This is a genomic window from Sulfurihydrogenibium sp. YO3AOP1 (assembly GCF_000020325.1).
In the GTDB taxonomy this organism is placed as follows: Bacteria; Aquificota; Aquificia; order Aquificales; family Hydrogenothermaceae; genus Sulfurihydrogenibium.
The window spans coordinates 610,884-623,828 of record NC_010730.1; the positions used below are offsets into that span (position 1 = coordinate 610,884).

The 12,945-nt window shown below is 31.5% G+C and carries 16 protein-coding genes; 3 read left to right on the top strand and 13 right to left on the bottom strand.

Annotated elements, in window-relative coordinates; all coding sequences use genetic code 11:
* Window positions 1–239: 239 nt before the first annotated feature.
* A complete protein-coding gene (dapE, locus tag SYO3AOP1_RS03065; protein ID WP_012459312.1) occupies window positions 240–1,310 on the top strand; it encodes a succinyl-diaminopimelate desuccinylase in 1,071 nt (356 codons plus the stop codon).
* Here dapE and SYO3AOP1_RS03070 read toward each other — a convergent pair.
* The 10 genes from SYO3AOP1_RS03070 to SYO3AOP1_RS03115 all read right to left on the bottom strand — a co-directional run bounded on the left by SYO3AOP1_RS03070 (window position 1,288) and on the right by SYO3AOP1_RS03115 (window position 8,912).
* Entirely contained in the window at window positions 1,288–1,842 is a 555-nt protein-coding gene (locus tag SYO3AOP1_RS03070; RefSeq protein ID WP_012459313.1) for a CDP-alcohol phosphatidyltransferase family protein, read from the bottom strand. The two genes, dapE and SYO3AOP1_RS03070, sit on opposite strands and share 23 nt — an antisense overlap.
* Window positions 1,829–2,284 carry a D-glycero-beta-D-manno-heptose 1-phosphate adenylyltransferase gene (gene rfaE2 / locus SYO3AOP1_RS03075; RefSeq protein WP_007545392.1) on the bottom strand — a complete coding sequence of 152 codons (456 nt, stop codon included), beginning with the start codon at window positions 2,282–2,284 and terminating at the stop codon, window positions 1,829–1,831. The genes SYO3AOP1_RS03070 and rfaE2 overlap by 14 nt, the downstream gene beginning before the upstream one ends.
* Window position 2,285: 1 nt before the next feature.
* The gene (locus SYO3AOP1_RS03080) at window positions 2,286–2,612 is read right to left on the bottom strand and encodes a hypothetical protein (RefSeq protein WP_041674524.1); all 327 of its coding nucleotides are present in this window, start codon (window positions 2,610–2,612) and stop codon (window positions 2,286–2,288) included.
* 2 nt (window positions 2,613–2,614) lie between these two features.
* Window positions 2,615–3,478, bottom strand: a complete 864-nt coding sequence (locus SYO3AOP1_RS03085; RefSeq protein ID WP_012459314.1) for an SPOR domain-containing protein — start codon at window positions 3,476–3,478, stop codon at window positions 2,615–2,617.
* Complete coding sequence (gene argS / locus SYO3AOP1_RS03090) at window positions 3,478–5,139, bottom strand: arginine--tRNA ligase (RefSeq protein WP_012459315.1); 1,662 nt, start codon at window positions 5,137–5,139, stop codon at window positions 3,478–3,480. Before argS ends, SYO3AOP1_RS03085 begins: the two co-directional genes overlap by 1 nt.
* Window positions 5,123–5,455: a hypothetical protein gene (locus tag SYO3AOP1_RS03095; RefSeq protein ID WP_012459316.1), complete on the bottom strand. Its 333-nt coding sequence runs from the start codon at window positions 5,453–5,455 to the stop codon at window positions 5,123–5,125. The genes argS and SYO3AOP1_RS03095 overlap by 17 nt, the downstream gene beginning before the upstream one ends.
* Window positions 5,456–5,624: 169 nt before the next feature.
* On the bottom strand, window positions 5,625–6,221 hold the full coding sequence (locus tag SYO3AOP1_RS03100; protein WP_012459317.1) for a recombination protein O N-terminal domain-containing protein: 597 nt from the start codon (window positions 6,219–6,221) through the stop codon (window positions 5,625–5,627).
* Window positions 6,221–7,984: a bifunctional 3'-5' exonuclease/DNA polymerase gene (locus SYO3AOP1_RS03105; protein WP_012459318.1), complete on the bottom strand. Its 1,764-nt coding sequence runs from the start codon at window positions 7,982–7,984 to the stop codon at window positions 6,221–6,223. The genes SYO3AOP1_RS03100 and SYO3AOP1_RS03105 overlap by 1 nt, the downstream gene beginning before the upstream one ends.
* A complete protein-coding gene (locus SYO3AOP1_RS03110; RefSeq protein ID WP_012459319.1) occupies window positions 7,981–8,559 on the bottom strand; it encodes a nicotinamidase in 579 nt (192 codons plus the stop codon). Before SYO3AOP1_RS03110 ends, SYO3AOP1_RS03105 begins: the two co-directional genes overlap by 4 nt.
* A complete protein-coding gene (locus SYO3AOP1_RS03115) occupies window positions 8,556–8,912 on the bottom strand; it encodes a TraR/DksA C4-type zinc finger protein (protein WP_012459320.1) in 357 nt (118 codons plus the stop codon). The genes SYO3AOP1_RS03110 and SYO3AOP1_RS03115 overlap by 4 nt, the downstream gene beginning before the upstream one ends.
* Before the next feature lie 275 nt (window positions 8,913–9,187).
* On the opposite strand from SYO3AOP1_RS03115, the gene bioB reads away from it, so the two are divergent.
* On the top strand, window positions 9,188–10,189 hold the full coding sequence (gene bioB, locus SYO3AOP1_RS03120) for a biotin synthase BioB (protein ID WP_012459321.1): 1,002 nt from the start codon (window positions 9,188–9,190) through the stop codon (window positions 10,187–10,189).
* An 18-nt stretch (window positions 10,190–10,207) separates the two neighbouring features.
* Here bioB and SYO3AOP1_RS09535 read toward each other — a convergent pair whose 3' ends face one another.
* Genes SYO3AOP1_RS09535 through SYO3AOP1_RS03130 form a run of 3 tightly spaced genes read right to left on the bottom strand, consistent with a single transcriptional unit; the run spans window position 10,208 to window position 11,755 of the window.
* On the bottom strand, window positions 10,208–10,585 hold the full coding sequence (locus tag SYO3AOP1_RS09535; protein ID WP_049751886.1) for a GGDEF domain-containing protein: 378 nt from the start codon (window positions 10,583–10,585) through the stop codon (window positions 10,208–10,210).
* Complete coding sequence (locus SYO3AOP1_RS09540; protein ID WP_281340785.1) at window positions 10,576–11,256, bottom strand: hypothetical protein; 681 nt, start codon at window positions 11,254–11,256, stop codon at window positions 10,576–10,578. Before SYO3AOP1_RS09540 ends, SYO3AOP1_RS09535 begins: the two co-directional genes overlap by 10 nt.
* A 13-nt stretch (window positions 11,257–11,269) precedes the next feature.
* Window positions 11,270–11,755 carry a ferredoxin-thioredoxin reductase catalytic domain-containing protein gene (locus tag SYO3AOP1_RS03130; RefSeq protein ID WP_012459322.1) on the bottom strand — a complete coding sequence of 162 codons (486 nt, stop codon included), beginning with the start codon at window positions 11,753–11,755 and terminating at the stop codon, window positions 11,270–11,272.
* 366 nt (window positions 11,756–12,121) lie between these two features.
* Between SYO3AOP1_RS03130 and SYO3AOP1_RS03135 the strand changes: the two genes are divergently transcribed.
* Entirely contained in the window at window positions 12,122–12,937 is an 816-nt protein-coding gene (locus SYO3AOP1_RS03135; RefSeq protein WP_012459323.1) for a multiheme c-type cytochrome, read from the top strand.
* Window positions 12,938–12,945: the final 8 nt, after the last annotated feature.

Consider the following 12,945-nt stretch of genomic DNA (forward strand, 5'->3'; position numbering starts at 1 on the left):
AAGAAGGTGAGAAAGTGAGTAAGTGAGAGGTAAAAAAAGAGAGGAGATTCTTCACTTCGTTCAGAATGACACTTTAGAGGCATAAAGGAGGAGATTCTTTACTGGCTGCAGAATGACGATCAAAAGGTTAATTAATTTTTAGACTTAGTTAAAATTTTAAAGCACTCTTTACAAATATTTACTCAAATCAAAAATGCTATAATAAATACTCTTAAATACTCAATTTCAGGTGATTAAAATTGATTACAGACTCAGAAAAACAAAAACTTATTGACTATACAGTAAAGCTTGTTAACATTCCGTCTGTTATAGGCAATGAAAAAGAAATAGCAGACTTTGTAGAAGATTTTTTGAAAAATTACAATCTAAACATCATCAGACACAACAATTCTATAATAGCTTACGATAATTTAGAACCATCAAAAAAGACGATCGGATTTATCGGTCATCTTGACACAGTACCTGGAACAAATGATTTTACAGGTCAAATAATAGAAGATAAAATATACGGACTTGGTGCAAGTGATATGAAAGGTGGTCTTGCTGTTATGATGGCTTTGATAGACCATTTTTCTGATAAAGAAAAATCATACAATGCTATCTATGTGTTCTATGAAAAAGAAGAAGGTCCTTATGTAGATAATGGATTAGAGCCATTATTATCACAATATAATATCATTCAAAAATCAGATTTAGCTTTTGCCTTAGAGCCAACTAATAACGTCGTGCAGGTTGGATGTCTTGGAACGATGCATGCATCGGTAATTTTTGAAGGAAAAAGAGCACATTCAGCAAGACCATGGCAGGGAGAGAATGCAATCCATAAATCTGTAAACTTTCTAAAAAGACTTTCTGAGTTTGGAATAAAAGAATATGATTTTCACGGAATTAAATACTACGAAGTTATGAACGCTACAATGGTTAGCTTTTCCGGCGGAAGGAATATAATTCCGGATAAATTTGAGATAAATGTAAATTACAGATTTGCACCGGGTAAGTCAATAGAGCAGGCGAAAGAAGAGCTTTTAAATCTTGTAAACAACGAAGCGAAGGTAGAGTTTACAGACGTTGCACCATCCGGCAATGTTTGTCTTGATAATCCAATCTTAAAAGATTTTATATCTAAGTATAATCTGCCAATAGAAGCAAAGCAGGCTTGGACAGATGTTGCAAGGCTATCCTTATACGGAATTGATGCTGTAAACTTTGGACCCGGAGACCCGGCTCAAGCACATCAAAAAAATGAATACATTCCTATAAAAAACTTATTTGATAGTTATGAAATTTTCAAAGATTTTCTAAGTCGTTAAGCTGTTTAATGCCGTCATAAGTATAAGTCAGCAGAGATAAAACCATAACAATAAAAGTTATGATTAAAGCTGATTCATAAAATAAATGGTTATAAAGATTTGGAAAAACATTTGAAATTAGGGTATAAATTACTGTAAATATTTGTAAGAAAGTTGTCATTTTTCCAAAAAAAGAAGGTCTGACTCTTAAACTTCCTTTGATTAGATAAATCAAAAAACTTCCTGCAAGGATATAAATATCTCTTGATATTGCTAATAAGATAAACCAAAAAGGAAATTTTATAAATAAATCCGAGTTAAAAATGAATACAAAAGCCGAAACGAGTAGAGTTTTGTCTGCTATTGGGTCAAGAATTTTGCCAAGCTGTGTTTCTTGATTATACTTTCTTGCAAGATAACCATCTACTGCATCTGTTAAACCAGCAATAGCAAAAGTTATTAAGGCAAAAAGAGGCATGTTGTACCAAAGAAATGTTATAAAAACAGGAACAAGGATTATTCTTAAAAGTGTAAGAAGGTTAGGCAGATTCATTTTTTACTTTTTCTATAATCTTTGTTGTAGAGGTGTCATAAACAAAGTCTATTGTATAAACCTTGCCACCATAAGACATGACAAAATCTGCACCAACAATATTTTCTATCTTCCAATCTCCACCTTTTACAAGCACATCCGGTTTAATTTCTTTTATTAGCCTTTCAGGGGTATCTTCTTCAAAAACAATAACCAAATCTACCGGTTTTAAAGCTTGTAAGACTTTTTTTCTTTGCTCTACCGGATTTACCGGTCTGGTCGGTCCTTTTAATCTTTTTACAGACTCATCACTGTTTAATCCAACGACAAGAAAATCTCCAAGAGATTTTGCTTTCTCTAAATAATCTACATGTCCGGCATGGATAATGTCAAAACATCCATTTGTAAATACGATTTTCTTTCCTTTCTCTCTTTCTTTTTGGATAATATCTAAATAGTCCATATCATCTCCTTGGCACTATTATAATGTAGTTCAGCAAAAAAATAGGGAAAGATATTAAAAAATATGTGCTATTGTTAAAAATTATGGAGATAAAAAATCCTGCTATTAGAGGGACATATCCAAGGATAAGCTGATTTTTGAAAGATATCTTTTTTCTGTTAAAAAGCAGATAAGCCGGTAAAACAGAAAAAATGGATAAAATATAAACCGGATAGCCAATATTAAATGGATTTAAAGGTATCTTTAGAAGTATCAATAAAGCAAAAAAGATAAAACTGCTAAATAAAAATGCAAAGTAAAGCTTTCTTTTTTCTAAAAGCTGGTCCAACCTTAACTTCCAACTCTTTTAATAAAGCCTTTTATATCATGTTCTCTTTGATAATCTCTTGCTTCTTTTTCAGTTTTAAACTTTCCAACCAACACTTTATGAAGTCCATTTTCTTCTATGATGTAAGCATTAGGATATTTTGTTTTTTCTATTTCGGCCTTTTCTCTTGTTGAAAATGCTCCTACTTGAATAGAAAATCCACCGGATGATATTAATGAAGTTATCTCTTTGCTATCAACTTTCTTACTTTCTTTTGGCTGCTGATATTTTACAGGCTTAGATTCTTCTTTATTTTTTTCTACTTTTGCAGCTATTGCAGGTTGTTTAGGTTTTTCTTCTTTTGGTTGTTCTTTAGAAATAGCTTTTTCTTGCTGTTTAGGTTTTTCGGTTTGTTTTTGTACTGTTTGTTGTTTTTCTTCTGATTTTGGTTTTTCAGGTTGTTTTTCAGATGGTTTAGGTTTTTCTTCTTTTGGCTGCTCTTTAGCTAATTGTTCTTTGGATGGTTCTTTTTCTTGAGCCGGTTTTTTAGCTTCTTCAGGTTTTACGTTTGACTGTCCTGCCGGCTGTTCTTCTTGCTTAGGTTGTGGTGGTTGAGATTCAGCGGTTGGTTGCTGTGGTGGCTGGGTAGGTTGTGGTTGTGCTTGAATTTGTTGTGGTGGCGTTGCCGGTTTTTCTAAGTTTGTTGCTACTTTTATATCTGGTTCAGATATTGTTTTTTCTGACTTAGAGTAATAATTTAATCCAAGAGCTATGAAAACAAGAGTTATCAATAATCCTGAAAGGAATATAATCAATCTTTCCATCATTTCTTTTTTTCTTTTTTTCTTTATCTGCTGAACAGCTGCTTTTAAGTCTCTGTCTTCCATCACATCCTCTCAACAGGTGTTATACCCATTATTTTAAATAAAGCTCTTAAAACATTTCTAACCGCTTTTAATAAATATAGTCTTGCTTTCATTAACTTTTCGTCATTTTCTATCAAAAACTTATGATAGTAATAATATTTGTGTAATCTTGACGCAAGCTCATAAGTAATGTTGGTTATTTTGTGTGGCTGGTTTTTTATGGTTGCATCATAAATTTCATCCGGAATGGTTGAAATATACTTCATCAAACTTCTTTCTAAATCTTCTTTTAATAAAGACAAATCAGCCTCAAAATCTTCTTCTGGGTTAAAGTTAAATCGTTGCTGAGCTTCTCTAAAAACGCTGCTTATTCTTGCATGGGCGTATTGGACATAGAATACTGGGTTTTCATTGCTTTTTTTAAGTGCAATGTCTATGTCAAAGTTTAAGTGTGTGTTTGGGTCCTTTGATGCGAAGAAATAGATAACCGCGTCCTTTCCTACTTCTTCTACAAGCTCTCTAAGTGTTATAAAGTCTCCTGACCTTTTTGACATTTTCACTTCTTCGCCGTTATTAAAAAGCTTAACAAGCTGAATAAACAGTACATTTATCCAATCTTCTTTTACACCAAAAGCCATGATTGCGGCTTTTAATCTTGGGAAGTATCCGTGATGGTCTGCTCCCCACACGTTTATTATAAAATCGTAGTTTCTCAAATACTTATCGTAATGATATGCTATATCTGCGGCAAAATATGTATAGCTTCCGTCAGATTTTCTTATTACTCTGTCTTTTTCATCTCCATAGAGAGATGTTTTTAGCCATAAAGCTCCATCTTTTTCATAGATTAACCCTTTACTTTCTAAAAATTTTAAAGCCTGCTCTACCTTTCCGTGTTCATATAAATGTCTTTCACTATACCAGATATCAAACTCAACGCCGATAAGCTTTAAATCTTTTTTTATCTCATCAAGCAAAAAGTTCTTGGCATACTCAGCACAAAATTCTATCGCCTCTTCTTCATCTAAGAAAGATAGTATTTTTTCTCTTTCATAATGATAAAGCTCTTTTGCTATATCTTTTATATACTCTCCATGATAGCCATCTTCCGGAAATGGATAACTTGGTTCTTCTATTTGTCTAAATCTTGCATAGACAGACATTCCAAGCTTTTTAATCTGATTTCCTGCATCATTTATATAAAATTCCCTTTCAACTTTATATCCGATGTAATCATAAAGATTTGAGAGTATGTTACCTACTACTGCACCTCTACCATGTCCTAAATGGAGTGGTCCGGTTGGATTTGCGCTAACATATTCAATGTTTGTCTTTCCTTTGTTTTTTTCTTTTGCTTTTCCAAACTCATCTTTTTCTTCAATTGCTTTGTTTAAGATTTGATGGTAAAAAGCATCAGAAATAAAAAGATTTATAAATCCACCGCCTGCTACTTCTACTTTTTCAAAATAAGGGTCTTTTTCAAAGAGTGCTTTTAGCTGGTTTGCAACTTCAAAAGGTTTTTTGTTTAGGTTTTTGCTAAGTATGAATGCTGCATTTGTTGATAGGTCGCCGAATTTTTCTTCTTTTGGAGACTCTATTTTTATTTTATCTTCAACACCTTCAAATAAAAGATTGTTTTGTTTAAGAATGTTTAAGATTTTATCTCTAATCTCCTGCTTCACTTTTTCTCCTTCCTTTTATACAAATTATGTAGCTGATAAAGTTTAAATAGATAAAAATAACGGCTAAATTAATTATATCAAATTTCATGGCTACAAAAGGTGTAAAGACAAGAATTCCAATAGTGTAAATCTTTATAGGGCAATTTTTTGGCAGGCTTTGATTTTTTATTAAAAATGGAATAAAGATTAATAGTCCAAGTAAGCCAATATAGGTTAGGTCTAATTCTTGCTCATCAAGGAAATTTCTAAAAAATGGATATAAAAAGCTTATTATCCAAGCTGCGATGATTATAAGTAGTATGAGAAGTTTTGGCATATAAAATTATAATCTATTAAGTAGCCTTATGTTTTAATTACGAGAGTGTTAGGCTGTTCAAAAAAATACACACAGTCATTTCTGAGCGAAGCGAAGAATCTCATGTTTTTATTGAATTTCTCACCCGACGTATTGTAAAAATTTTAACAATTATTTTATCACAACCTACCTACTCCCTAATCAACTCCCTTATCAACTTGCTTCGTAAACTCTCTAAAAACTCTACATTCTCTATCTCTATCTGTGATGCTTCCTTTATGCTTTTTTCCATCAAACCTTTTAAAAAATCAAACTCTTTACTGTTTAAATCCAATCTCTTTAAATCAAGCTCTCCGTTTAGGTAGGTTATCTTTAAAAGAAACAAAATTTCAAGAAGTTTTGGAAGTTTAGAAATGGTTAAAAAATACAAACTCTTTTTTAAAAGAATAAAGATTTTCTCATCTTGATGTGGTGCAAGCTTGTATGTAAAGTTAATAATGTTAAATCCTGCTTCAAATTTTTCTATATCTTGGCTTATGTAGTAGCCGATTTGCTTGTAAGAGTCTATCTCAGATATGATGAGCTTGTCTTTTATTTTGATCAGCACAGCTTTAAACCAACAAAATGGAGAAAGTATTGAATAAGGCATATTTTTTAGATACTGACCGTTTTGAATGTATATGCTTTCTTTTCCGGATTTTTTTGTGTATACAGTAATAGTTAAATCTTTTTCGCCTACGAATTTTCTATTTAAAACAATAGCTTCATCTTTATAGACAGTTTCCATTACCCCTTATTCCAACTATCAGAAACAACCATTTCAAAAGCAACTGGAACATCTTTTAAAATTAATTTTCCTGCTTTTTCCATAGATGAAGATAAAACCTCTTTTGCCTTTTCTATATCTTTTGCAGCAACTTCTACCAGGATTTCATCATGAACAAGGTTAACAACCTTCGCATCTAAATCGTTTCTTTCTTTAAAGAAAAACACAACAGCCATTTTTAATAAATCACTGCCTGAGCCTTGAATTGGATAGTTAACTGCGTCTGTAAATTTGTATGCTATTAGCTTTCTACCAAGCAACGTTTCAAGCTCAATAGACCTGTGTTTATCAAGATGTTCTTTAACTTTGTCATGCCAATCTTTAAAAGATTTGTAAAATTTAAAATAATTTTCATGAAATTTTTTAGCTTCCTGAAGAGATATACTGACGCCATAATTAGCCTTTGCATACTCTACTAGCGACTTTGGAGACATTCCATAGATTAAACCAAAGTTTATAGCCTTTGCAAGTTGTCTTTCTTCCTTTGTGATTTCATCATAACTTTTTCCTGTAATGATTGAAGCTGTAAGCTTGTGTAGGTCTTTACCTTCATTAAAGGCGGTAATCATGTTTTCATCTTTTGTATACTGGGCAGCAATTCTTAGCTCAATCTGAGAGTAGTCAGCCACTATAAACTTATATCCTTCCTTAGGTTTAAACAGATATTTAAGATTTTTTGGTATGTTTTGAAGGTTTGGACGAAGTGATGACATTCTTCCTGTTGCTGCTCCAATCTGCTTAAACTCTCCGTAAACCCTTTCGTTTCTTGTAAATTGTAATATCTCTTTGATTTTATCGATTATTTTTTTGTCTGCTCTTAGTTTTAAAAGCAGTCTGACTTCTTCTATATCTTCATAGTCTTTTAAGAATACATCTTGAGATGAAAACGAACCTTTTTCTGTTTTTGGTAATTTGATTTTAAGTTTGTTTGTTAGATAGTTTACCACCTGCTGTGGAGAAAATGGGTCTGCTCCTGTTTTTATTTTAAATTTCATATAGTCAGATTGAAATTCAGATTCTTTTTGTTTTAGAAGTTTTTTTGCCTCTTCTTCATCTATTGGAATGCCTGAGAGTTCAATCTCTACGAGTGCCGGAAGAAAAGCCATTTCAAGTGCTGCTACCGGATTAATCACACCAAAAACTTTAAAAGTTTCTCCTGATGCCTTTTTATGCAAATTATCTTGATTTAATTGATTTTTCTCTTCTTTAAAAAGATGTCTTAATGTATCTATATCTTTTGCTGCGTATTCTATCTGTTCAGATGAAAGGTCTTTTGCCCACCAAGGTGATTTTTGATATGTTTTATCTACATCTAAGCTGACAAATCTTTTTGCAGATGCTGATAGAGAATGCCTTTGATTGCTGTCTCCTTTTGCCAATATCTGAGATGCTATCATAGTATCAAAAACGATTTTTGGGAGTATGTTCAAATTTGTTTTTAAAAATTTTAAGTCAAACTTTAAGTTATGTCCGATAATTCCTTTATTTTCTATCAGGTTTTGAATATGATTTTTAACCACTTCAGGATTTATCTTTAGTAAGTCAATGACAAAAGTATTCTCTTCATCACCAATTTGAATAAGCCTGATTTTATCATTGAAAAAATCTATGTTTTCAAAATCTTTTATCATTACTTCTGTATCTAAATACAGATAAGGCGTATCTTGTAATACTTTTAGACTTTCAAGCTGATTTTCTTGTGTGATGTAGTTTATATCCATCATTCTAAATCTTCAAGCTCTACTGCTACAACTGTTTTTTCTAAAAGACTGTCTATCACTTCTTTCTCTTTATCTTCAAAAACCGGCTTAATCGCATCAGTTAGTAAAAATACTTGATATCCAAGATTTACACCGCCAATAGCTGTGTTTTTTACACAAAAATCTGTTGCCACACCACAAACAAATATTCTTTTTATTCCTCTTTCTTTTAATAAGCTATCTAAAACTGTATTTTGAAAACCTGAGTAAGCATCAAAATCTTGTAAAAAACCTTTTGAAATGATAAATTTGTTGTCTAATGGAATTTTTAAGTCTGGATGAAACTTTGCACCTTCTGTATTTTGAACGCAATGAGGAGGCCATATTCCGCCAAATCCTTTAAAAGATATATGATTTTCCGGATGCCAATCTCTTGTAAAGAAAACAGGAAGTCCTTTATTTTCAAATTTTTCTATGTATTTGTTTATCGTTGGAACGATTTTGTCAGCATCTTTTACAGGCAAAACTCCATACGGCATAAAATCATTTTGCATATCAACTACAACTAAAGCGTCTCTATCTGTAAGCTTTACTCTCATTTTTCTTCTTCCTCTTCTTGTTTTTCTTTACATTTTATACATAAAGAAGCAATAGGTCTTACTTTCAATCTTTCGTATGGAATCTCGGCACCGCATGATTCACATATTCCATAAACGCCATACTCTATTTTTTGTAAGGTTTGTTCTATTCTTTTTAAAAGCTTTCTTTCTCTGTCAAGATTGCGAAGTGTTAAGATTCTTGAAGTCTCAGCCTCTGCTCTTTCCATCTCATCAGCACCTTCGAATGAAAGAGCTTCTCCTGTGTTTCTTTTTGTATCTTCTATCAGCTGATTTCTCCATTCAAGTAAGATATTTTTAAGCTCCTCTATTTGCTCAGGTGTAAGGTGTTGCATTTTTTAACCTCAAATAAAATATCAAATACATAATTTTATCACACTGAAAAATATTTCAAACTTGGCTTTTTTACAGGATAATAAAGAGTTTTTCACTTTATAATATGATTCTTCGGATTTAAGTTTTTAGGATAAAAATGACGGGTGATGTGTAGGGGCGATTCATGAATCGCCTCTAACTTATTCCTCACTCTTTACCTTCTCACATTTTAACTTGAAAAGTCATTTTTTTTAATGTAAACTTTTCTGTAAAATTAGGTTAACGAGAGGAAATAATGGAAATTTTAAATAATCTTGCAGAAAGAGTAATATCCGGAGAAAAGCTTACAAAAGAAGAAGGGCTTCAAATTCTATCGATTCCTGATGAGTTAGTAATGGACCTTGTTGAAGAAGCTTCAAAAGTAAGAAAGTATTTTTTTAAAAATCAGATGGAGTTTTGCAGTCTGATAAATGCTAAAAACGGAGCTTGTACAGAAGATTGCTCATTTTGTGCCCAATCCTCACATTATAAAACACCTATCAATGCTTATGGATTAGTTAGTAAAGATGAAATGCTTGCAGGTGCAGAAAAAGCTGTTGCTATAAATGCTAATAGATACTGTATAGTTGTTAGTGGAAGGAAGGCTTCTAAGGAAGAAGTGGATAAAATAGCAGATGCTATAAAGGAGATTAAAAAAACTTATCCAATAAAGGTTTGCTGCTCACTTGGAACAGTTGATGAAAAAGATTTAGACAAGTTAAAAGTTGCTGGAGTGGATAGAATAAATCATAATTTAGAAACATCTGAAAAATATTTTTCGAAAATTGTTTCTACTCATACGTGGAAGGAAAGGTATAAAACGATTAAAAAGATTCAAAAGGTTGGTTTATCTACTTGTACAGGTGGAATTTTTGGCATGGGGGAGTCTGACGAAGACATTATAGATTTGGCAATGACTTATAGAGATTTAGAAGTAGATTCAATACCGTTAAATTTTTTAATCCCAATTCCTGGAACACCTCTTGGAGATAAGCATAATTTAACACCTTTAAGATGCTTAAAAATTATTGCGTTGTTTAGATTATTTAATCCAAAATCTGAGATTAGGTTGTGTGGTGGTAGAGAGCTAAATTTAAAAGATTATCATGATATTGCTTTTGAGGTTGCTAACTGTCTTATGGCAGGTGGTTATTTAACAAGGGCAGGAAGAGAACCGGGTAAAGATGAAGAAATGGCAAGAAGATTAGGAAGAGAATTAATTAAAAATGGTGCAAGTTTTAGTGTGAGTAATGAATAAAATAAAAACTAATAAACTTTACTCAGCAACAATTACCTTATTTTTTCCATCTCTTTTTGCTTGATACAATGCCTCATCAACTCTTCTATATAAAGTATCAATTGTATCACCCTCTTTAACTTGAGTAACTCCTAAACTTGCAGAGATTCTTATAACTTTACCATCGTACTTAATCTCATGATTTTCAATTACATTTCTTATTCTTTCAGCTACATTTTTACCATTTTCTAAAGTGACATTTGGCAATATAATTCCAAATTCTTCTCCACCGAGCCTTCCTATTATTGTATTTGCTCTTAAATAAGTACGTAGTAAATTTGAAACTTCTTTTAAAACTAAATCTCCTGCCGGATGTCCAAATTTATCATTAATTTGTTTAAAATTATCTAAGTCCAATAAAATAAGTGTAAAAGGAGTTTTTTCTCGTTAAAATCTTTAATTAAATCATTTAAAGCTCTATCAAAACTTCTTCTGTTTACAAGACTAGTAAGAAAATCCAAGGTTGCTTCCTGTTTTACAACTTTAAGCTCTGTATTTAATCTTATTATCTCTTTATGATATTCTTCAAGCTTAGACATTAATCTGTCATTTTGCTGTTTTAACATTTTTAAATGCTCTAAAATAGTTAAAAATTTTGAATCTTCATTTTCTTTTATAATATTCTCATGTTTTGCTATGTTTTCTTGATGTAAGTTCATTACCTCAAGAATTTGGAAAACTTTTTCATCTATTTCTTCAGCTATTAATTCCAATTTGTCTGTAATATCTTTTCTTGATTCAATTTCTAAGAGTTTTTCATCTAACCGACTCATCTCTAAATCGTTTAAATCAGCTTTATACATAGCTAATATATCTCTTTCAGATACATTTCTATTGTTTTCAATAATATTGCAGAAAATTCTAAATAAAATGGAGAAGTTTTTAGGTATCATTAGAATGTTATATTTGATCATAAACTTCAATTGTCTACGTACAATCTCATAAATTAGTTCTAAATCTTTTTTGTCTAAATTTCCTTCTTCATTGATTTTTTCTTCTACCTTACAAACCATTTTAATTTTTTCCAAAAATTTAGGCTATTTATTTCTTTTTCGCCGTTTCTTGGGCAAACTTTACGATTTCTTCTTCTGGAATGTCTAATCCATGCTCTTTAACAAATTCTTTTAGGTTTTCAATGATATTCTCTACCTTAGATAAAGCTCTTCCCTTATCTGGAGTTGGGTCTTTTACAAGACCGTAAATTTGCCTGCCTTCATGCCATTCTGGTAAGTATTCTGTTATTGGCACTCCTTCCTGCGTTGTAAATAAAAGACAATGACAGTATTTAAATATTTGCATCTCATCACAAGCACAAATCCATCTTCTTTTTTTAACTTCCTCTTCTTTATTTGGATAAAAATTACAAGGGCAAAGTGGTTTTCCAAGCTCCTGGACATGAGCTGCCAATCCTTGAATTACAGCCATTCTTACTTCTTCATTAGGATTTGGCACAGTACCTGATTTTTCAGCAAAGTTATTTGCAAATTTTATCATTTTTTCTAAAATTTCTGGCTTTATTTCTGACATGATATCCTCCTGATTATTTAAAAGTCAATATAATTATCTTATTCTATCAATATGTCGGGTGAGAAATTCAGTAAAAGTAAGAGATTCTTCGCATGGCTGCAGAGTAACAACTTTACTTTTGTAAGGGCGATTCATGAATCGCCCCTACCCTCTTCCACTTTTCCACTTTCCTTTTCATCCTGAGGACGTAAGTCCGAAGGATCTCCTCTTTAAATTCTATAAAAACCACTAATTTCTCACCTAAGGTATATAATTATCTTATTCTATCAATTTCTAAAATATGAATTTCATCATTTATTTGAAATTTTTACTAATTACAATTATCATTATAACATAAGGCTAAAAAACTTTTAAAAGGGGCTTGCTATGAAAAAGGTAATCGTTTCAGCTTTAGTTTTAGCATCAGTGTCTTTTGCTCAAGAAATAAAGTTAGAAAAACCACCTCAAACACTGAGTAAATACTTTCCTCCTACTTCTAACAAGTTTGAATTTTTAAACTCTATGCATGCAATGTCTACAGCTTTTACAGGTATGTTTGTAAACATTCAAGAAAATGATTGGAATAATGCTTTAAAATGGGCAAATATTTTGAGAGAAAATTATCTTAACATCGGAAAGCTTGTTCCGGAGTACGATAAAGCCTTGAAGAAATCTGAAATAGACCAGCTTGTGAATGCTGTTAAAGAGAAAAATTTTGATAAGGTAAAGCTAAATGCTGATATAGTCGGAAAATCTTGTGCTCAATGTCATCAAAAGCAACAGATTGCCACCAAAATTATGTATCATTATCCATCTTTCAGTTTAGTAAATTTAGAAGACCCTGTTAGCAGAAGTAATTTAGAGTTTGAAGATTACATGAAAAAGATGACAGATTCTATGAAAAAGATAAGAATTTATTTAGAAGATAATAAACCAGAAAAAGCTATAGCAGAAGGAAATAATTTTGTTAAAAGATTAAAATCTTTATCTCAAAGCTGCAATGATTGTCATACTAACAAAATGTCTGTAGAAATTTATCAAGGCAAGGAGCTCAATGAAAAGTTAGACCTTCTATCAAAAGCCCTGCAAAGCAAAAACAAGCAGGAAGTTTATAAAAACCTAAGCTGGATATCTATGAATAACTGTTCTAAGTGTCATAATACACACCAAACAACAGCCCATTTAAAAGAGATGTTAAAATAACTGATTAA

Coding starts and splice junctions, on each gene's coding strand:
- SYO3AOP1_RS03115 (WP_012459320.1), bottom strand. CDS start 8,912: ATGCAACACCTTACACCTGAGCAAATAGAGGAGCTTAAAAATATCTTA.
- rfaE2 (WP_007545392.1), bottom strand. CDS start 2,284: ATGGACTATTTAGATATTATCCAAAAAGAAAGAGAGAAAGGAAAGAAA.
- SYO3AOP1_RS03095 (WP_012459316.1), bottom strand. CDS start 5,455: ATGCCAAAACTTCTCATACTACTTATAATCATCGCAGCTTGGATAATA.
- SYO3AOP1_RS03135 (WP_012459323.1), top strand. CDS start 12,122: ATGAAAAAGGTAATCGTTTCAGCTTTAGTTTTAGCATCAGTGTCTTTT.
- SYO3AOP1_RS03110 (WP_012459319.1), bottom strand. CDS start 8,559: ATGAGAGTAAAGCTTACAGATAGAGACGCTTTAGTTGTAGTTGATATG.
- SYO3AOP1_RS03070 (WP_012459313.1), bottom strand. CDS start 1,842: ATGAATCTGCCTAACCTTCTTACACTTTTAAGAATAATCCTTGTTCCT.
- SYO3AOP1_RS03100 (WP_012459317.1), bottom strand. CDS start 6,221: ATGGAAACTGTCTATAAAGATGAAGCTATTGTTTTAAATAGAAAATTC.
- bioB (WP_012459321.1), top strand. CDS start 9,188: ATGGAAATTTTAAATAATCTTGCAGAAAGAGTAATATCCGGAGAAAAG.
- SYO3AOP1_RS03105 (WP_012459318.1), bottom strand. CDS start 7,984: ATGATGGATATAAACTACATCACACAAGAAAATCAGCTTGAAAGTCTA.
- SYO3AOP1_RS03085 (WP_012459314.1), bottom strand. CDS start 3,478: ATGGAAGACAGAGACTTAAAAGCAGCTGTTCAGCAGATAAAGAAAAAA.
- SYO3AOP1_RS03130 (WP_012459322.1), bottom strand. CDS start 11,755: ATGTCAGAAATAAAGCCAGAAATTTTAGAAAAAATGATAAAATTTGCA.